Raw genomic sequence first — 20217 nt, 5'->3', positions numbered from 1 at the left:
TTCGTTAATTTGCACCCTGTTTTTAAATAACAATAAAGTTTTAGAAGAATGTCAAGAGTTTGTGAACTTACCGGAAAGAAGGCGATGGTGGGAAATAATGTTTCTCATGCAATGAATAAAACCAAGCGTAAATTTAACGCTAACCTTATCAAGAAACGTTTCTTTCTTCCAGAAGAAGATCGTTGGGTTACATTAAAAATTTCTACATCTGCGTTAAAGAATATTAACAAGAAGGGAATAGCAGCGGTTTTAAAAGAAGCTAAAGAAAAAGGATTTATTAAGTAATTAATACTCCGTTAAAACGATATAAAGATGGCAAAGAAAGGTAATAGAATACAGGTTATTTTAGAGTGTACCGAGCATAAAGGATCTGGGCAGCCAGGAACTTCACGTTACATCACTACTAAAAATAAAAAGAATACACCAGATAGATTAGAGATTAAGAAATTTAATCCTATTCTTAAGAAAATGACTGTTCACAAAGAAATAAAATAATAAGCCATGGCAAAAAAGACAGTAGCATCCTTACAGACAAGTTCAAAAAGATTAACCAAAGCTATAAAAATGGTTAAGTCTCAAAAAACTGGTGCTTATACATTCGTAGAAGCAGTAATGACTCCAGAATCAGTAGGTGACTGGATGAACGAAAAATAAGAAGTTCACAACTTATTATATATTAAGGCTACTTTCATATAGAAAGTAGCCTTTTGTTTTTATATATTTGGAGTTCATAACCAAATGGTTGGTTATAATTCGTCAACTAACGTATACGTTGTAAAATGAGTTTTTTTAAGAAAATATTTTCATCAGAAAAAAAAGAAACATTAGATAAAGGTTTAGAGAAATCTAAATCTAGTTTTTTTTCTAAGTTAGGTAAAGCTGTAGCAGGAAAGTCTAAAGTAGACGATGAGGTGCTAGATAATCTAGAGGAAGTTCTTGTTAGCAGTGATGTTGGAGTGAATACTACGCTTAAAGTTATTGAGCGTATTGAAGAGCGCGTTTCTAAAGATAAGTATTTAGGAACAGATGAGCTTAATCTTATTTTAAGAGAAGAAATAGCAGGATTACTTTCGGAGACTAATTCTGGAGAGGAAAAAGAGTTTGTAATTCCTTCTGGAAAAAAACCATATGTATTAATGGTTGTTGGAGTGAATGGTGTTGGGAAAACTACAACGATAGGGAAATTAGCATATCAGTTTAAAAAGCAAGGAAAAAAGGTTGTTCTTGGGGCTGCAGATACTTTTAGAGCAGCAGCAATAGATCAGCTTCAAGTTTGGGCTGATAGGGTAGATGTTCCAATAGTAAAGCAACAAATGGGGAGCGATCCCGCTTCTGTGGCTTTTGATTCGCTAAAATCTGCCGTAAACCAAGATGCGGATGTTGTAATAATAGATACAGCTGGAAGACTTCATAATAAAATCAACTTAATGAATGAGCTTACCAAAGTGAAACGCGTAATGCAAAAAGTGGTGGATGATGCTCCTCATGAAGTATTATTAGTTTTAGATGGCTCTACAGGTCAGAATGCGTTTGAGCAAGCTAAGCAGTTTACTAAAGCTACTGAAGTTACTTCTCTAGCGGTTACTAAATTAGATGGAACTGCAAAAGGGGGTGTTGTTATAGGTATTTCTGATGAGTTTAAAATTCCAGTAAAATATATAGGTGTAGGTGAAGGGATCGAAGATCTACAGGTATTTAATAAATATGAATTCGTAGATTCATTCTTCAAATAAGATTAATGCCTAATAGAACCCTTGTAACGGTTACCAAAATAATTGCCTATTACTGCTTGTTTTATGCAGGAGTAAAATTCTATGCAATAATTCAAGGTATGTGGTTGTGGCCTAATCTGTTGCTCGGAATCTCCTTGGGAATTATTGCGGCTATTGGATTCTGGATCGTAAAAAATGAAAGGTATAACTGGTATTTTCTAGTAATATCCGTGGTATTACTTTCTGCACTTCGCTATTATGAGCCAACACTAATTCCATATTTACAGCAAGTTTTAGGGTAAGTTGAGATTTAATCTTATAAATCTTCGTTTTATACGCTTCCAAGTCGTAATTTTGCCCACTGTTTCAAAATAAGCATTTTATAGGGGTGATATTTATAGTGTTATAATTCGATTTATAACAATAAGGTCTTCCTGGAAATAATAAATAGATTGTCATGAGAACAAAATCATTAAAGAAGAATAAAATTAATGTAGTTACCTTAGGGTGTTCTAAAAATGTGTACGATAGTGAAGTACTTATGGGACAACTTAAGGCTGGAGGAAAAGATGTTGTTCATGAAGAAGAAGGCAATATCGTTGTTATAAATACCTGTGGATTTATAAATAATGCAAAGGAAGAAAGTGTAAATACAATTCTTGAGTTTCTAGAAAAGAAAGAGCAGGGAGATGTAGATAAAGTATTTGTGACAGGGTGTTTAAGTGAACGTTATAAGCCAGATTTAGAAAAAGAGATTCCAGATGTTGATCAGTATTTTGGGACTACAGAATTGCCAGGATTATTAAAGGCGCTTGGTGCAGATTATAAGCATGAGTTAATTGGAGAGCGATTAACAACTACTCCAAAAAACTATGCATACTTAAAGATAGCTGAAGGATGTGATAGACCATGTAGCTTTTGTGCCATTCCATTAATGCGTGGGAAACATAAAAGTACTCCAATTGAAGATTTGGTAAAAGAAGCGACAGGTTTAGCTGCAAATGGAGTTAAAGAGTTGGTTCTTATAGCTCAAGATTTAACATATTACGGTTTAGATATTTATAAAAAACGTGCTTTAGCAGATTTATTGAAAGAGCTTGTTAAAGTAGACGGGATTGAATGGATTCGTTTACATTATGCGTTTCCAACTGGTTTTCCAATGGATGTTTTAGAAGTAATGAAAAATGAGCCTAAGGTTTGTAATTACATAGATATTCCATTACAACACATCGCGGATCCTATTTTAAAATCTATGCGACGTGGAACTACAAAAGAAAAGACCACTAAGTTGCTACAAGATTTTAGACAAGCGGTTCCAGAAATGGCTATTAGAACTACATTGATTGTTGGGTATCCTGGAGAAACAGAAGAGGATTTTCAAACATTAAAGAGTTGGGTTCAAGAAATGCGTTTTGAGCGCTTAGGGTGTTTTACATATAGTCACGAAGAGAATACGCATGCTTACAACTTAGAAGATGATGTTCCAGAAGAGGTAAAGCAACAAAGAGCGTCAGAAATTATGGATGTCCAATCACAAATTTCATGGGAATTAAACCAAGAAAAAGTGGGACAAACATTCCGATGTGTGATCGATCGTAAAGAGGGTAATCATTTTGTAGGACGTACAGAATTTGATTCTCCAGATGTAGATAATGAAGTATTAGTAGATGCCTCTAAATATTATCTTAAGACAGGAGAATATGTAGATATTTTAGTAGAAGAAGCTGGAGATTTCGATTTATACGGGAAGCCTGTAAGTTAATCTCTCTGATATAAATGATAAAAGAAAACCGCTGAATTTTAAAAATTCAGCGGTTTTCTTTTATGGGTAAAATAGTGTTTATTAGTTATCTACATAATCAATTTCCATAAAATCGATTACCTCCTTTTTCCAAACATTTTCTACAAAAGCAACATGGTCTGGATGGTTGCTGTAAGTGTCGTAATCTTCTTGATTTTTAAATTGCATGGTAAGTCCCCATTCATAATCATTCTTCTTTCCTATTTCCTTTACACTAGTCATATTTTTAACTGTCGAAATAGACTTGAGGGCGACTGCCTTCTCAATAAATAGTTTTTCAGCCTCCGATCCTTTTGGGTGTTTTAATTTAAAAAATACCGTATGTGTTATCATTCCTTTATTTGATGATGAGTTGCAGCTTGTGATTGTAAATGTCGCAATAGCGATGAGTATTAGTAGTAGTTTCTGAATTTTCATAGATGGTTGATTTACTTTATCCGAAGTTACAAAAATGGAAGTTTAATGCGAAACAAATTTTAATCCAACTAAAGAAATAATCAAAGTAGAGATAAAAAATAAACGCCAAAAATCTACAGGCTCATTAAAAAGAAAAATACCCGCCAGTACAGTTCCAACAGCTCCAATTCCTGTCCAAACTGCGTATGCTGTTCCTATGGGGAGTGTTTCAGTAGCTTTCATTAATAGCAACATGCTTATCGTTAGACAAACAATAAATCCGATATACCAAAAGTTAGCTTCGGAGCCTGAGCTGTGTTTTGCTTTGCCTAAACATGTAGCGAAACCAACTTCAAAAAGTCCGGCTATAATTAAAAGAATCCAGTTCATAATATAAAAAAATATAGCCTCGTAATTAATATTACGAGGCTATAAAAATAAGTAAATCATTAAGATTATTCTTCTTTAACTTCTGCAACTTCATATTGATCTTTACCATCTACTTTTACAGGTTGATAGTAAGTTTCTCCATATTTTACATAGGTTTGATCACCAATTCGTACTTCTTCAGCACCTTCAGGTAAATTTTCTACTACAGTTCCAGCGGTAGGAGGAACTACAGTATAGCCATCGCTATCTTTTTCGTAATAAGCACCACCGTAATAATAATTGTTAGTAGTGTCTCCAGTGCTTACGGTTTCATATCCGTCTGGGAGGACTTTTATAGTTGCTCCAACGGGAGCCTGTACTACAGTATATCCATCTTTTTCTTCAACATAGTAATTACCTTGATCGTAGTGATATTGTTGGTTTTCAACTGAAATAATAATTGCAGTTGTAGCTAAAGAAGCTACGAAATATCCCCATGGATGCCAGATAGGTCCCCAATAAAAAGGTCTAAATGGATGGTAATAATATGGGTGATACGCATAATAATGAAAACCTCCATACACATACGGTGGTCTGTGATACGGTCTTGGACTAGGTCTAACTACAGTATGACGGTTATTAATGTGAATATTATTATTATGATTTACATTAATATTTACATTGTTGTTATGTGGTCTGTTTACAACGTTAGAATTTGATAAATTTCCATTATGATTCGGTCTAGAATTATTGTTAGGCCTATTTGTTGTTGTAGGTCTATTCGTTGTAGTCGGTCTTGTTGAAGGACGAGAAGATGTGTTAGGTCTTGTTGTTGTTGGTCTCGTCGTCGGCCTCGTTGTAGTCGGTCTTGTGGATGGTCTGGTAGTAGGTCTGCTGTAGCTTGGTCGGCTAGACTGTTGGTGAAAACCTCCATTTATAGATCTTCCTGTGGAAGGTCGCGATACTCTAGAACGGCTAGCTCCATGGCTAAACCTTTGCGCTTCCATCGTAATCGGTACAATTAATAAAAAAGCAAAAAGTAGAAGCTTGCTATAGTTTGCTATATGTGTGATTTGAATTTTCATGTGTTATAACTTTTATATTGTTATGAAAAATGATTTATTCAGCCTGAGCCATAATATCAATGTTTCTAGAATCTTCAGGTGGAGAGAAGTTAAAAATAGCGCTATCTACCTCTGGATTAATTTTCCAAGTTTTAAAAGTAACTTGGTATTGATTGTGTTCCTTTTCTTTGTGAATAATAACCATTCTTATCGGAAGTGTGCTCTCGTCATTTTCTATCCATAATTGAACATTCATTTTATCATTTGAAGCTATAATATGGTAACATTCCTTATCATCAATAATATCATTTCCTAAATAAACTATATCGCTGAAGTTTTCAATCATATCATCTGTCAAGCTTGGGTAAAACAAATCAGCAGCAGGAAATCTAATTCCAAATTTTTTATTAAAGCCATCAATCACTTTTATAATGTTATCTGGTGCATCTAAAACAGAATAATTGTTTTCATCCAAAGAATAGTAAACAAACTTTTTGCCGTTGTAGTAGAAATCTTTATTGTGAAGTGTGCCTCTTGTTTGGACAAGCATTTTATCTGGTCCAACCATAGTAACATCATCTGTATAGAAGTTTTTTTCTAGGCCATAAGTTCCTTCGTGGTCAAGAGATCTCTCCAAAGTAAAAGAGCAAGCATCTAAAGTGCCGATATATGCTCCCATTTTATCTAAGATATTGATGGCAACAGAATCGATCACAGATTCTTTGTCCTGACTGTAGCCAATGCAAATGCAAAGTGTGCATAGTGCTAGTAAATACTTTTTCATATTTATTAATTTTTTAAATAAGGATATATTGCTGTAAGGGGGGAAGTGTTGCTTATGTGAATTTACTAAATTTCTTCGATACTACATAAAAAGCCCCTTTTTAATAAAGGAGCTTTTTTATGATAGCATCAATTCTTTTGTTATTTAGCGGTATTTGGAGCCATAATCTTATAAACGATTCCAGCTAGTGCAGCACCGATAATAGGAGCCACCCAAAACAACCAAAGTTCTCCAAGAGCCCAATCACCTACAAATAGTGCTTGACTAGTACTACGAGCAGGATTTACAGAGGTGTTAGTTACAGGAATACTAATTAAGTGAATAAGAGTTAATCCTAATCCGATAGCAATTCCAGCAAATCCTTTTGGAGCATTTTCATGTGTTGCTCCAAGGATAATGATAAGGAACATAAACGTCATAACGATTTCTGTAATCAATGCAGACATCATGTTATAGCCGTCTGGAGAATGTTCTCCATAACCATTAGCAGCAAAACTACCAATTGTAGCTCCGTCTTTTCCTGTTACAATTAAATATAATATTCCCGCTCCAACAATACCTCCTAATACTTGAGAGATAATATATGGAAGTAGTTCTTTTCCGTCAAATCTACCACCTACCCATAAACCAATGGATACAGCTGGATTTAAATGACAGCCAGAAATGTGGCCTATAGCATAAACCATAGTTAATACAGTTAAACCGAAAGCTAGCGCTACACCTGCAAATCCGATACCTAATTCTGGGTATCCAGCTGCAAGAACCGCACTACCGCAACCACCAAGAACAAGCCATAATGTACCAATAAATTCTGCAATAAGTTTTTTCATCTTTTTTAAATATTTGTTAGTTGTTGTTTTAATATAGATTCATTAAGTGGGAAACCTATTTGTTTGTAACGAATATTTTATAAATTTAATAAAAAAATAATTATCATTAAAGAATTTTTTTCGATACTAATGTGTCAGAAGACTATATCTAGGTGATAATTGTTATGATAATTGATTATAATGTGGAATAGGTTTAATTGGTATTAGGGGTTACTCTTGATGTAGATATTCAACTTTAAATACTTAATTTTGTAGGATCATTTAAATAGTGAATATGCAGCTCACAGAATACATCCGCGATATCCAAGATTTTCCTAAACCAGGAATTCTTTTTAAAGATATAACTCCATTATTATCAAGTCCAGAAGCTACAGCACATGCAGTAGAGAAGTTATTAGAGAAAATAGGAGATCAGCAAGTAGATGCAATTGTAGGAATTGAGAGTAGAGGCTTTTTTTTCGGTACATTATTAGCGCAAAAGCTTAACTGTGCTTTTATACCTGTGCGAAAACCAAGTAAATTGCCTAAACAAACTACTTCGCAAACCTATGCTTTGGAATATGGTGAAGACACCTTAGAGATTCATACAGATGCTATAAAAAAAGGCGATAAAGTTGTAATTCACGATGATGTTCTTGCTACAGGTGGAACAGCAGGTGCTGTTTGCAAGTTGGTAGAAAAGCTTGGAGGAGAGGTAATGCAATGTAATTTTTTGATGGAATTATCTTTCTTAGAGGCAAGAAAAAAAATGGAGAATTATAATATACAATCTGTTATTACCTATTAATCTAATGCGTTTTTGGTAACATAGGCGCGCCAGCCAATAATAGCCAATTGTAATTTACTCGCCTTAGCTAGATCGAGCTCCTTTTTGGTAAAAGACGGTAATATTGCTTTGTTGATTTTTGCTAGCAATTTAAAAAATGCTTTCTTCATATAGTTGTTTTCCCGTAAAGGTAAAAAATATACAGATAATTATCAGATTTATAGTTATTTATCTCTTTTGGCGGGTTTGCATAGCTAAAAAGCTCCGCAATCAGGCTTTTCGCTATTAGTTTTGGTAAACCATAAATAAGAGTTTACCAAAAGCTAGCCGCTACAATCCTTACCCGAAATAAAAAAGAGGCTGTGAAAAAACAGCCTCTAATAAATTGAATATATAATTTTGATTACTCTTTGTTTGATTTAGTATAAATCATAATGACACCATTTTTACCTTTATCTCCATATTTTTTAACAGCTGCATCGGTTTTAAATATACTGATAATTTCATCAGGATTTATTTTTTTATAATCCTCATGGCTGACTTCTTTACCATTTACCAAAATTAATTGCTCTGATGTAATTTTATTATTTAAAGTAGCTGTCTTGGCTTTTGCAGTTTCCCTAATTATAATATCGCTATCACTATTTTTATTTTTTTCGTCTTCACTTTTTAATATAATTTCTATAACTCCATTTTTTCCTTGATCACCGTATTTATCAACTGCCTTTTCGTCTTTTAAGACATAAACTCTAGCAATATTGTCTGGTTCTATGAACTTAAAAGAGTCTTTATCTACTACTTTACCATCAACGACGTAAAGTGGCTCTTCTTTTTGATAAATCTTGGATGAATGTGTGTGGGCATTATTTATATTGGAGTCATTATTTAAATTAAGTTGATTACTAACTTTTAAGAAAATCTCAATAGCCCCACTCTTAGCTTTATCACCATATTTTTTTATAGCATTTTCTCCTTTAATTACATTCATGCTGTGTATGTCTTTAGGATCTATAGATTTTACATCAAAATCTTTGGGCATTACTTTCCCGTCTACAACATAAATAGGGTCGCCTAATTGGTTGTTTATAGTGTGCTTTGTAATTAGTTGTTTACTAGACTCTTCTTCATTTAAATAATTAAACTCAGTAACTGTTTTAAAACTGAAAAGGAGCATAAAACCAGCCAGCAGCGGTAATATTGCTGCGAACTTAATTAAATTAATTCTGCTTGATTTTTGTTTTTGTAACATAACGATTCGTTTTTTGATTAATGAATTATAAAATGGATTGATGATGGAATATTGCATTCCGTTTATTTGCTTCAATAGTAAATATTGATAATCTTTAATTTCTCTAGTAGCAGCAGTAGTTTCTTCATCTGCTATATACTCAAGGTTCTGGGTAAGTTGCTTTTTGTAAATCCATGCAAACGGATTTATCCAAAAAACTATAGTGTATAGGTGTATAAGGATAACATCTAATGAATGGTATTGTTTTACGTGAATTTTCTCATGATCTAAAATTGTTTTTAACTCCTCGTCTTTATATAGATTAGGATTGTATACAATATAATTAAAGAATGAAAATGGACTTATATTTTTATCTGTTAAGATTATATTGCGATTTTCCTTTTGTTTATTCTCCTTTCGGATAAAATTGTATAAAGAGAGTAGTTGTATTATAAACTTCAGTAAAAAGAAAATTACACCAATAATATAAATATAGAATATGATGTTTATTCCGTATTCGTAGATAGAAATGCTTTCAGGAATCTTATTTGCTAGTAAAGATATTTCATTTGTTGATCTAGCTGGGATATCTATGATTTTTATCGTTTTAAAAGAAATAACAGGTAATATAACCGAAGTAAATAACCCGATGCTTAAAAACCATCTGTTACCTTGAAAGAAAGTTTCTCTCTTAAGAAACGCATTATATAATCCCCAAAATAAGATTAATACTATGGCTACTTTGATGTTATATGTTAGAAAAGCTTCCATTACTGTTTATTTTCAATTTGATTAATAATTTCTTTCAGTTCAGTAATGCTAATTTTCTTTTCATCAGCAAAAAAAGAAACTAGGCTCTTATAAGAATTGTTAAAATAATCTTCAATAGCAGAAGATACGAATTGCTTTCTGTAAGTTTCCTTTTTTATAATAGGATAGTATTGGTGCGTATTTCCAAAGGCATTGTGAGCTACATATCCTTTATCTTCCAAGTTTCTAACTATGGTAGAGAGTGTATTGTAATGAGGTTTGTCTTCCTTTATCTCAGCTTGAACTTCTTTTACAAAAGCTTTTTCAAGCTTCCACAGAATTTTCATAATCTCTTCTTCCTTATTTGTTAGCTTTTGCATAAGTGTTTAGTTCTTAATTAGATTCAAACATAAAACTATTTTTTTAGTTACGCAACTAATTTTATAGTTAGTTAACTAATTTTGTAGTTTTATGCTGTTATTTACTTTCCAAAATTCTGTTAACTCCTATTTCTTGCGTCTAGAATTATATATCTTCGCATAAATCACTTTTATGAATTTAGTTTTTATTTTAAGCGGATTAGCTTTACTTATTTTAGGAGGTAATTGGTTGTTAAAATCTGCTGTAGGTTTGTCATTACGACTTAATATTCCAAAAATTGTTATCGGGATGACGGTAGTTTCTTTTGCTACCTCTGCACCAGAACTTATAGTAAGTGTAAAATCGGCTTTAGATGGTTTTCCAGACTTAGCAATGGGGAATGTTATAGGTTCTAATGTTGCTAATATAGGATTGGTACTTGGTATAACTATTATTTTATCGAAGATAGAAGTAGAACGAAGTTTTTATAAAACAGATTGGCCAATTATGATGTTGGCTTCGTTAATGTTATTTGGATTTGTGTATTCAGATCACACTTTGCAGCGCTATGAAGGAGTGATTTTATTTAGTTTTCTTATTGTCTTTTTAGTATATCTTTTAAGGGTTCAGAAACCGGCTGTTGTAGATGAGTCTTTAGAAGAAAACCAAGAGCAGCTTTCTACATTTACAATAGTTTTGTTTTTGATCTTAGGAGGGGTATCGCTTTGGGGAGGTTCTGAGTTATTGATAAAAGGAGCTGTAGGAATGGCAGAACATTACGGAGTAAGTAGAAGGGTGATTGCAGTTACTGTAATTTCAATAGGAACAAGTGTGCCTGAACTGGCGGCGTCCATTATTGCTGTTATGAAAAAGGAAAAAGCTATTTCTTTAGGGAATCTTATAGGTTCTAATATGTTTAATATTTTGGCTGTTTTAGGAATTACAGCTATGATTAAACCTATTGTAATCAATGATCATGGATTATTAAATAATGATATTTATTGGATGCTTGGTATCTCGTTTATAATACTCCCGTTAGTTTTTATTCCTAGAGGACTCCGATTAGGGTGGCGTGATGGAATTATATTATTAGGACTGTATGGAGGTTTTGTTTGGACTACGTTATCTTAAAAGAAGTTCTACTTATACTGTATAAAACAAAAAATGCTGTCTAATTATAGACAGCATTTTTTTATGTTGCAAACTTTTAAAGCTAAATTAAGCTTCAACAGTTTTAACTGTTTTGATAATTCTTGCAGCCACTTTGTATGGATCTGCATTTGAAGCAGGACGTCTATCTTCTAACCATCCTTTGTATCCTTTCTCTACAGTGATAATAGGAATACGGATTGAAGCACCTCTATCAGAAACTCCATAGCTAAAGTCAGTAATAGCAGCAGTCTCGTGATCTCCTGTTAAACGTTCGTCATTAAACTCTCCGTAAACAGCGATGTGCTCTTTAGTAACAGGTCTAAAAGCTTCACAAACTTTCTCGTAAACTTCTTTAGAACCACAAGTTCTTAATAAAGAGTTAGAGAAGTTAGCGTGCATACCAGAACCATTCCAGTCACCTTTTACAGGTTTAGGGTGGTACTCAATATAGTAACCATATTCTTCACATAATCTATCTAATAGGTAACGAGAGATCCAGATTTCGTCTCCAGCTCTTTTTCCTCCTTTGGCGAAAATTTGGAATTCCCACTGTCCACAAGCAACCTCTTGGTTAATTCCTTCGAAGTTTAATCCAGCTTCGATACAAAGATCAGCGTGTTTTTCAACAATTCTTCTTCCGTGAGTGTTTAAACCACCAACAGAACAGTAGTATAATCCTTGAGGACCAGGGTAACCTCCAACAGGGAATCCTAAAGGAAGTTGTGTTTTAGCATCCATTATGAAATACTCTTGTTCAAAACCAAACCAGAAATCATCATTTTCATCATCGATAGTGGCTCTAGAATTTGTTTCATGTGGAGTTCCATCTGCATTAAAAACTTCTGCCATTACTAGGTATCCGTTTTTTCTTGCTGGATCTGGAAAAATAGCTACTGGCTTCAATAAGCAATCAGAACCTTTTCCAGCCTGAGCTTGTTTTGTAGATGAACCATCGAAAGACCATATTGGGCAATCTTCAAGTTTTCCACTGAAATCATCTTCTATTTTAGTTTTACTTCTCATGTTTTGGGTTGGAAAATATCCATCTAACCAAATGTATTCAAGTTTAGCCTTGCTCATTGTGTATAATAATTTTTAATTGAACTTTACTCGTAGACAAAAATATGATATTTTGTTTCGTATACCGAAAAAGGAAGGGGTGTTTTTGATAAAAGTTTGTTATTTTTATTAATGCCCTATTTTTAGAGGGGGTATTTTCTTTTTTATGTAAATTTACCGAAATTTGTTAATGATAATTTAATATATTTTTTACGTAGAGATATTTATATTGAAGCGGAATTATTTTTTTTGTTATTAATAAAACATTTAGGATTTAAAATCAACTTTTTTATAACGATACTATATGTCAACAATTAGGTTTAAGGCAGTTAATAAAACATTTGATAGGAAACCATTGCCTATTGATGTAACAGGAAAACGTTCTGAGATTTTTGGAGCGAACGTTTTTAATGAATTGGTCATGAGGCAAGTAATGTCTAATGAGGCATTTAAAAGTGTGATGTCTGCAATAGAGGGCGGAATGAAGATTGACAGGAAATTGGCTGATGAAATTGCTTCTGCGATGAAAAATTGGGCAATTACCAAAGGAGCTACTCATTATACACATTGGTTTCAGCCATTAACTGGAGCAACAGCAGAAAAGCACGATTCTTTCTTTGAACCTATAAATAATTCTCAAGCTGTAGAGAAATTTGGTGGGCACCAATTAGTACAGCAGGAACCAGATGCCTCTAGTTTTCCTCATGGAGGGATTAGAAACACCTTTGAAGCTCGAGGATATACCGCTTGGGATCCAACATCTCCAGCCTTTGTTTATGGTACAACTTTATGTATTCCTACTGTTTTTGTGTCGTATACAGGGGAAGCTTTAGATAATAAAGCGCCACTTTTAAGGGCTTTACAAGCAGTAGATAATGCTGCTACAGAAGTAGCGCGTTATTTTGATAAAAGTGTCTCTAAAGTGAATGCTACTTTGGGTTGGGAGCAGGAGTATTTCTTAATCGATAAGGCATTGGCATATTCTCGACCAGATATTGTTTTGGCAGGAAGGACTCTTTTAGGTCATTCGCCAGCAAAAGGACAACAATTAGACGATCATTATTTTGGCTCTATCCCAGATAGGGTTCTTAATTTTATGAGAGAATTGGAAAATGATTGTGTGAAATTGGGAATCCCAGTAAAAACGCGTCATAATGAAGTTGCTCCAAATCAATTCGAATTAGCGCCGCTTTTTGAAGAGGCTAATTTAGCGGTAGATCATAATTCATTATTAATGGATTTGATGGATAAAACTGCTGATAAACATAATTTTAAAGTCCTTTTCCATGAAAAACCTTTTGTAGGTGTAAATGGCTCTGGAAAGCATAATAACTGGTCTTTAGCAACAAATAATGGAACTAATCTTTTAAGCCCGGGGACTACGCCAACAAAGAACCTTCAGTTTTTAACCTTTTTTATAAATACAATTAAGGCGGTGCATGATAATGAAGACCTCATTCGTGCTTCTGTTGCTTCTGCCACTAACGATCATCGTTTGGGGGCTGGCGAGGCACCTCCATCTGTGATTTCAGTTTTTATTGGTTCACAATTAACGAAGGTTTTAGATGAGTTAGAAGATGTTTCTAAAGGGAAACTTTCTCCTCAAGAAAAAACAGATTTAAAGTTAAATGTAGTAGGGAAAATTCCAGAGATACTTTTAGATAATACAGATAGAAATAGAACTTCTTCTTTTGCTTTCACAGGGAATAAATTTGAATTTAGAGCTGTAGGTTCTAAATCGAATTGCGCTAAGCCAATGACTGTTTTAAATACAATTGTTGCTAAGCAGTTAAAAGAATTTAAAAATGAAGTTGATGAGTTGATAGAAAAGAAGAATCTTAAAAAGGATGAAGCTATTTTTAATGTATTGAGAGAATATATTAAAGCTTCAAAAAAGATTCGTTTTGAGGGAGATGGATATAGCTTGGCATGGGAAAAGGAGGCTGAGAAACGCGGACTTAGTAATAGTAAGAATACGCCGCAGGCATTAAAAGCTGTCGTTTCAAAAAAGGCAATCGATCTTTATGAGGAAATGGGAGTGATGAACTCTGTGGAAATAATAGCTCGCCAAGAGATAGAATTAGAGGAATATGCACACAAAATCCAAATAGAAGGGCGTGTATTGGGAGATATTGCAAGAAATCATGTAATTCCAACTGCTATTAAATATCAAAATACATTAATTCAGAATGTAAAAGGACTAAAAGAAGTCTTTGGAAGTGACTTTAAAAAGCTTGCGCCTGAACAAATTGATCTTATAGAAGAGATTTCGAATCATATTTCTGAAATAAATTCGAAAGTAAAATTTATGATCGAAGAGCGTAAGAGTGCTAATAAATTAGAAAAAGCGCAGTTAAAAGCAGAAGCGTATTGTAATAAGGTGTTGCCTTATTTTGAGCAAATCCGTTACCATTGTGATAAGTTAGAGCTTTTAGTAGATGATAATATCTGGCCGCTCACAAAATATAGAGAGTTACTTTTTACTAAATAAGAGGCGCTTAGCTTTTGTAAAATAACTAAAATTAATATTCTAAGAAATAAGCACACAACTTTTGTTTGTGTGCTTTTTATTTATGGCTATTTTTGCACAAAACATTGGTACATGAGTTCAGAGATAAGCAAAAGGTATGCACAAAGAGGTGTTTCGGCATCAAAAGAAGATGTTCATAACGCTATAAAAAATGTAGATAAAGGATTGTTTCCAAAAGCCTTTTGTAAAATCGTACCCGATCATCTTACTGGGAGCGAGGATCACTGTATTATAATGCATGCTGATGGAGCTGGTACAAAATCGTCTTTAGCATATATGTATTGGAAGGAAACTGGAGATGTTTCCGTGTGGAAAGGGATTGCTCAAGATGCATTGATAATGAATTTAGATGATCTTCTTTGTGTGGGAGCAACTCAAAATATTATGCTTTCATCTACTATCGGAAGAAATAAAAACGTAATTCCTGGAGAAGTAATTTCAGCAATTATTAATGGAACTGAAGAATTGATTGCTGAACTTAAAAAGTTTGGTGTAGAAATTCATTCTACAGGAGGTGAAACTGCCGATGTTGGAGATTTAGTGCGTACCATTATTGTAGATTCTACTGTAACGGCTCGTATGAAGCGTAGCGATGTTATTGATAATGCAAATATAAAACCAGGAAATGTAATTGTTGGTTTGGCTTCTTTTGGTCAAGCAACTTACGAGACCGAATATAACGGAGGAATGGGGAGTAACGGACTTACTTCTGCACGTCATGACGTTTTCGAAAAGTATTTAGCTGAAAAATTCCCTGAGAGTTTTGATCATGCGGTACCTTCAGATTTGGTATATTCTGGAAATGTAAAGTTAACTGATGCAGTGGAAAATTCTCCAATCGATGCTGGGAAGTTGGTGCTTTCTCCAACAAGAACCTATGCGCCGATTATTCAGAAGTTACTTTCAAAATATTCTCCAGAAGAGATAAACGGAATGGTTCATTGTAGTGGAGGTGCGCAAACAAAAGTACTTCACTTTGTAGATAATGTTCATGTAGTAAAGGATAATCTATTTGAAGTGCCACCACTTTTTAAATTGATACAAGAACAGTCTAAAACTTCATGGAAGGAAATGTATCAAGTGTTTAATTGTGGGCACCGTATGGAACTTTATGTAGATGAGCGTATTGCTCAAGATATTATAGAAGTTTCAAAATCTTTCAATGTAGATGCTCAGATTATTGGTCGTGTTGAAGCATCAGAAAGTAAAAAACTTACAATTACTAGCGAATACGGAACTTTTGAATATTAATATTTAGTCGGATATCTTTATTTGTTGCTGAAGTAGTTTCAGGATGTATTTAGTTTTTAATTCATTTGAAAACTAATAGACATTTATTGTGAAAGTTTTATTTCGCATGAAAAATTTATAAATCCGTATCTATAGTTTTTGTTCGGCAAGTATTGAGATCTATTTAGCTTTATATTGTGTTTTGTTTTTAATGGCAAAATCCATCAGAAATCAATAATTTTTACTACAAAAGTTTAAAAAATTCTTATTCAGAAAAGACCTCCAATAAATTAATAAAAACAACTTACTTTTTCAGGATTATTCTTGTTAAAAGATCATAAGTTGTGAACTTTTTGTTGTTAGTAATTTATTAAATAACTGATAATCAGTAATTTATTGTTTATTTCTTGTTCACTTTTTAAAAATAATTTTAATTTATATTTTAATTTTGGTTAGCTTTGCGCCATTACTTATCCATATTAAATCATCAAAAAAATGCAGAAAATCGAAACTTCTAACGTAAAAAAGACATATACTCAAGAAGAGGCAATTAAAGCGTCCTTGGAGTATTTTAAAGGGGATGACTTAGCGGCTACAGTTTGGGTTAATAAATATGCCTTAAAAGACTCGCAAGGGAATATCTATGAGTCTACTCCAAATGATATGCATGCGAGAATTGCAAAGGAGATTGCGAGAATAGAGAAGAAATATCCAAACTCTTTAACAGAAGAGGAGGTTTTTGATTTAATCAAAGATTTTAAATACATCGTTCCTCAGGGAAGTCCGATGGCTGGAATTGGGAATCCATACCAAGTAGGTTCTTTATCAAATTGTTTTGTAATTGGTAATGAAGGTAATTCGGATTCTTATGGAGGAGTTATGAAAATAGACCAAGAACAGGTGCAATTGATGAAGCGCCGAGGAGGAGTAGGTCACGATTTATCACATATCCGTCCAAAGGGTTCTGATGTTAAAAATTCTGCATTAACATCTACTGGAATAGTACCTTTTATGGAGCGTTATTCTAATTCTACAAGAGAGGTAGCTCAAGATGGTCGTCGAGGAGCTTTGATGCTTTCTGTTTCTATAAACCATCCAGATGCCGAGGATTTTATAGATGCTAAAATGGAGCAAGGTAAAGTTACTGGAGCGAATGTTTCTGTAAGAATAGATGATGATTTTATGAAATCTGTAGAGGCAGAATCTATTTACACACAGAAATATCCGGTACAGAGTGAAAATCCTAAAGTAACAAAGGAGATTGAAGCTTCTAAACTTTGGAGTAAAATAGTACACAATGCATGGAAATCTGCGGAGCCAGGAATTTTATTCTGGGACACTATTTCTAGAGAGTCTGTGCCAGATTGTTATGCAGATTTAGGGTATAAAACAGTTTCTACAAATCCATGTGGTGAGATTCCTCTTTGTCCTTATGACTCTTGTCGTCTGTTGGCAATCAACTTATATTCTTACGTAGAGAATCCTTTTACAGATAAGGCAAGTTTTAACTTCGAATTATTTAAAAAACATGTTGCTTATGCACAGCGTATAATGGATGACATTATTGATTTGGAGTTAGAAAAGATCGATAATATTTTAGCTAAAATTGAAGCTGATCCAGAGAGCGATGAGGTTAAATTGGTAGAAAAAAACTTATGGCTTAATATCCGTAAAAAAGCTTACGAAGGAAGAAGAACAGGAGTTGGAATTACTGCTGAAGGGGATATGTTGGCAGCACTTGGTTTTAGATATGGAACAGAAAAAGCAAATGAATTTTCTATTGAAGTACATAAAACAATAGCTTTATCAGCGTATCGTGCATCTGTAGAAATGGCAAAAGAGCGTGGTGCTTTTAGCATTTTTGATGCAGACAGAGAAAAAGACAATCCTTTTATCCTTCGTTTAAAAGAAGCAGACGATAAGTTGTATTACGAAATGCTAGAATACGGACGTCGAAATATAGCGTTGCTAACAATTGCTCCAACTGGAACTACTAGTTTGATGACACAAACAACTTCTGGAATCGAACCTGTTTTCCTTCCTGTATATAAAAGAAGAAGAAAAGTAAATCCTAATGATAAAAATGTGCGTGTTGATTTTACGGATGAACTAGGAGATGCTTGGGAAGAATATGTGGTTTTTCATCACCGTTTTAAAGAATGGATGACCGTTCAAGGTATTGACACTACAAAAAATTATAGTCAGCAAGAAATAGACGAGTTAATAAAAAAATCACCTTACTATAAAGCAACTTCCAATGACGTAGATTGGATGAGTAAAGTACAATTACAAGGTGCTGTGCAAAAATGGATTGATCACTCTATTAGTGTGACAATCAACTTGCCGAATGATGCCACAGAAGAATTAGTAGGACAACTGTACTTGGAAGCATGGAAAGTAGGATGTAAAGGGGTTACAGTATATCGTGACGGTTCTCGTAGTGGCGTTTTAATCTCTAATGATGAAAAGAAAGAGGAAGAAACTTCAGAAAAGAAAGAACTAACAACAAAACGTCCTCAAGTTTTACAAGCGGATGTAGTGCGTTTTCAGAATAGTAAAGAGAAGTGGATCGCTTTTATCGGTTTAATCGATGGAATGCCTTATGAGATATTTACGGGTCTTGCAGATGATGAAGATGGAATATTAATTCCGCGTTGGGTTGAAGATGGTGTAATTATAAAAAATAGAAATGAAGACGGAACTTCGCGTTACGATTTTCAATATCAGAATAAGAGAGGATATAAAACTACAATTGAAGGGTTGTCGCATAAATTTAATCCTGAATTCTGGAATTATGCTAAGTTAATTTCTAGTACACTTCGTCATGGAATGGAAATAGATAGAGTTGTAAACTTAATTAATAGTTTACAATTGGATTCTGAGTCTATAAACACATGGAAAAATGGTGTAGCAAGAGCTTTAAAGCGTTTTGTAGTTGATGGAACAGCAGCAAAAGGGCAGAAGTGTAGCAATTGCGAAGGAAGTAATTTAGTGTACCAAGAAGGATGCTTAACATGTAAAGATTGTGGTTCTTCTAAATGCGGATAGATCTTTAAGACTCTAATAATATTTTACACAAAACCTCGAAGTTTACTTATTTAAGTATCCTTCGAGGTTTTTTCTTTCTTGATATGTTTTAGTTTCCTGTTAATTATAATTCGAAAGAATAGCCTTCAAAAAGTGTTTCCATTTTATGGAATGTATAAATTATCGTGTCAGTAACTATTATTTTCATATAAATTACTGTTGAGAAAAATTTCCTTGTCTTGTGTGTTTTTATTAATTATATTTATAATCGGTTAGTCATGAATGCTTTACGAGTAAAAAGTTCTTCAGTAAAAAAAGGAGGTTCTTTTAAGTAGTGAGTATATATCGAATATTGTGTTGAGCGTATAATTGTTTTTTCTATGCTTTAAAAACATGAGTTTATAAAATGATGTGGTCATATTATAATACGATAAAAATCAATCTTCTAATATGACATTTGTCAGCATGTATTAGAATATTATTGATGACTTTTGTTTAACAGTTGGATGTTAAATTTAATTTTTGAGTTCTGATTAATAAACTTGATAATTTATAACTAGTGAATCTCCGAAAAAACATATTACCAAACAGAAAATCTAGATGGCGAACGATCGCTGTGTTTTTAATTGCTGTAATTACAGGTTTGGGTTTATTTATGGCAAAAGAAGCGGAACTAGTATCTTATATGTCCGATGATCCTTTGGCGTGTGTAAATTGCCATGTTATGACGCCTGTATACAATAGTTGGATGCATAGCTCTCACAGGGAGTGGGCTTCTTGTAACGATTGCCACGTACCTCACAATAATGTTCTCAATAAATATTATTTTAAAGCTAAAGATGGATTGTTTCATGCTTCTGTTTTTACACTTAGAGCAGAACCTGAAGTTATGTTTATGCGAGAGGAGTCTCAAGAAGTGGTTCAAAATAACTGTATCCGCTGTCATGTACAGCAAGTTACGCAAACTAAGTACGAGGGGTATATTGCAGACCATGTACAGAATAGAACAGATAGAAAATGTTGGACATGTCATCAAGAGGTGCCTCATGGTACAGTTCATGGTATTTCAACGATCAAAAATAATATTGCACCAATTCCTACAGACACAGAAGAAGCAGTGATTCCTTTGTGGTTACAGGATGAAATGGAAACCAAGTAG

At 33.5% G+C, this 20217-nt stretch carries 21 protein-coding genes; 12 read left to right on the top strand and 9 right to left on the bottom strand.

Features of this window, described 5'->3' with window-relative positions; genetic code table 11:
• The first annotated feature begins 48 nt into the window (after positions 1-48).
• The 6 genes from rpmB to rimO all read left to right on the top strand — a co-directional run bounded on the left by rpmB (position 49) and on the right by rimO (position 3474).
• On the top strand, positions 49-285 hold the full coding sequence (gene rpmB, locus ACN0TY_RS10205; RefSeq protein ID WP_236960303.1) for a 50S ribosomal protein L28: 237 nt from the start codon (positions 49-51) through the stop codon (positions 283-285).
• A gap of 27 nt (positions 286-312) precedes the next feature.
• Positions 313-495 carry a 50S ribosomal protein L33 gene (gene rpmG / locus ACN0TY_RS10200; RefSeq protein ID WP_236960301.1) on the top strand — a complete coding sequence of 61 codons (183 nt, stop codon included), beginning with the start codon at positions 313-315 and terminating at the stop codon, positions 493-495.
• Between the two features lie 6 nt (positions 496-501).
• Positions 502-654, top strand: coding sequence for a DUF4295 domain-containing protein (locus ACN0TY_RS10195; RefSeq protein WP_236960299.1), 153 nt, complete (start codon positions 502-504; stop codon positions 652-654).
• A gap of 125 nt (positions 655-779) precedes the next feature.
• Positions 780-1733, top strand: coding sequence for a signal recognition particle-docking protein FtsY (gene ftsY / locus ACN0TY_RS10190; protein ID WP_417444403.1), 954 nt, complete (start codon positions 780-782; stop codon positions 1731-1733).
• 5 nt (positions 1734-1738) lie between these two features.
• Positions 1739-2014, top strand: a complete 276-nt coding sequence (locus ACN0TY_RS10185; protein ID WP_417444402.1) for a hypothetical protein — start codon at positions 1739-1741, stop codon at positions 2012-2014.
• Between the two features lie 155 nt (positions 2015-2169).
• A complete protein-coding gene (gene rimO / locus ACN0TY_RS10180) occupies positions 2170-3474 on the top strand; it encodes a 30S ribosomal protein S12 methylthiotransferase RimO (protein ID WP_417444401.1) in 1305 nt (434 codons plus the stop codon).
• Between the two features lie 81 nt (positions 3475-3555).
• Here rimO and ACN0TY_RS10175 read toward each other — a convergent pair whose 3' ends face one another.
• The 5 genes from ACN0TY_RS10175 to aqpZ all read right to left on the bottom strand — a co-directional run bounded on the left by ACN0TY_RS10175 (position 3556) and on the right by aqpZ (position 6956).
• Positions 3556-3930 (bottom strand): Dabb family protein, encoded by a 375-nt coding sequence (locus ACN0TY_RS10175; protein ID WP_417444400.1) that lies wholly within the window; start codon positions 3928-3930, stop codon positions 3556-3558.
• Positions 3931-3972: 42 nt separating this feature from the next.
• Positions 3973-4299: a DMT family transporter gene (locus ACN0TY_RS10170; RefSeq protein WP_417444399.1), complete on the bottom strand. Its 327-nt coding sequence runs from the start codon at positions 4297-4299 to the stop codon at positions 3973-3975.
• Positions 4300-4364: 65 nt separating this feature from the next.
• The gene (locus tag ACN0TY_RS10165; RefSeq protein ID WP_236960278.1) at positions 4365-5363 is read right to left on the bottom strand and encodes a DUF6515 family protein; all 999 of its coding nucleotides are present in this window, start codon (positions 5361-5363) and stop codon (positions 4365-4367) included.
• Positions 5364-5397: 34 nt separating this feature from the next.
• Positions 5398-6126, bottom strand: coding sequence for a DUF2092 domain-containing protein (locus tag ACN0TY_RS10160; RefSeq protein ID WP_417444398.1), 729 nt, complete (start codon positions 6124-6126; stop codon positions 5398-5400).
• Positions 6127-6266: 140 nt separating this feature from the next.
• Positions 6267-6956 (bottom strand): aquaporin Z, encoded by a 690-nt coding sequence (gene aqpZ / locus ACN0TY_RS10155; RefSeq protein ID WP_236960274.1) that lies wholly within the window; start codon positions 6954-6956, stop codon positions 6267-6269.
• 274 nt (positions 6957-7230) lie between these two features.
• Between aqpZ and ACN0TY_RS10150 the strand changes: the two genes are divergently transcribed.
• Positions 7231-7743, top strand: a complete 513-nt coding sequence (locus ACN0TY_RS10150) for an adenine phosphoribosyltransferase (protein ID WP_417444397.1) — start codon at positions 7231-7233, stop codon at positions 7741-7743.
• On the opposite strand, the gene ACN0TY_RS10145 is transcribed toward ACN0TY_RS10150, so the two are convergent.
• The 3 genes from ACN0TY_RS10145 to ACN0TY_RS10135 all read right to left on the bottom strand — a co-directional run bounded on the left by ACN0TY_RS10145 (position 7740) and on the right by ACN0TY_RS10135 (position 10080).
• Positions 7740-7892: an SsrA-binding protein gene (locus ACN0TY_RS10145; protein ID WP_236960270.1), complete on the bottom strand. Its 153-nt coding sequence runs from the start codon at positions 7890-7892 to the stop codon at positions 7740-7742. The two genes, ACN0TY_RS10150 and ACN0TY_RS10145, sit on opposite strands and share 4 nt — an antisense overlap.
• Before the next feature lie 233 nt (positions 7893-8125).
• Entirely contained in the window at positions 8126-9721 is a 1596-nt protein-coding gene (locus ACN0TY_RS10140; RefSeq protein WP_417444396.1) for a M56 family metallopeptidase, read from the bottom strand.
• Positions 9721-10080: a BlaI/MecI/CopY family transcriptional regulator gene (locus ACN0TY_RS10135; RefSeq protein WP_236960266.1), complete on the bottom strand. Its 360-nt coding sequence runs from the start codon at positions 10078-10080 to the stop codon at positions 9721-9723. Before ACN0TY_RS10135 ends, ACN0TY_RS10140 begins: the two co-directional genes overlap by 1 nt.
• Positions 10081-10252: 172 nt before the next feature.
• Here ACN0TY_RS10135 and ACN0TY_RS10130 point away from each other — a divergent pair, with 172 nt between their 5' ends.
• Positions 10253-11191, top strand: a complete 939-nt coding sequence (locus ACN0TY_RS10130) for a calcium/sodium antiporter (protein WP_417444395.1) — start codon at positions 10253-10255, stop codon at positions 11189-11191.
• 87 nt (positions 11192-11278) lie between these two features.
• Here the strand turns inward: ACN0TY_RS10130 and ACN0TY_RS10125 are convergent, their stop codons facing one another.
• Entirely contained in the window at positions 11279-12292 is a 1014-nt protein-coding gene (locus ACN0TY_RS10125) for a glutamine synthetase beta-grasp domain-containing protein (RefSeq protein WP_236960263.1), read from the bottom strand.
• 283 nt (positions 12293-12575) lie between these two features.
• Here ACN0TY_RS10125 and ACN0TY_RS10120 point away from each other — a divergent pair, with 283 nt between their 5' ends.
• From ACN0TY_RS10120 to nrfH, 4 genes are all read left to right on the top strand, one after another.
• Positions 12576-14762, top strand: a complete 2187-nt coding sequence (locus tag ACN0TY_RS10120) for a glutamine synthetase III (RefSeq protein ID WP_236960261.1) — start codon at positions 12576-12578, stop codon at positions 14760-14762.
• 111 nt (positions 14763-14873) lie between these two features.
• A complete protein-coding gene (locus ACN0TY_RS10115; protein WP_417444394.1) occupies positions 14874-16052 on the top strand; it encodes an AIR synthase related protein in 1179 nt (392 codons plus the stop codon).
• A gap of 474 nt (positions 16053-16526) precedes the next feature.
• Entirely contained in the window at positions 16527-19079 is a 2553-nt protein-coding gene (locus tag ACN0TY_RS10110; protein ID WP_236960257.1) for an adenosylcobalamin-dependent ribonucleoside-diphosphate reductase, read from the top strand.
• Between the two features lie 538 nt (positions 19080-19617).
• A complete protein-coding gene (gene nrfH / locus ACN0TY_RS10105) occupies positions 19618-20217 on the top strand; it encodes a cytochrome c nitrite reductase small subunit (RefSeq protein WP_236960255.1) in 600 nt (199 codons plus the stop codon).

Source organism: Joostella sp. (genome assembly GCF_048266025.1).
Classification (GTDB): Bacteria; Bacteroidota; Bacteroidia; order Flavobacteriales; family Flavobacteriaceae; genus Galbibacter; species Galbibacter atrarenae.
The sequence above is the reverse complement of the archived record's forward strand: the minus strand, read 5'-3'. Positions and strand labels throughout refer to the sequence as shown.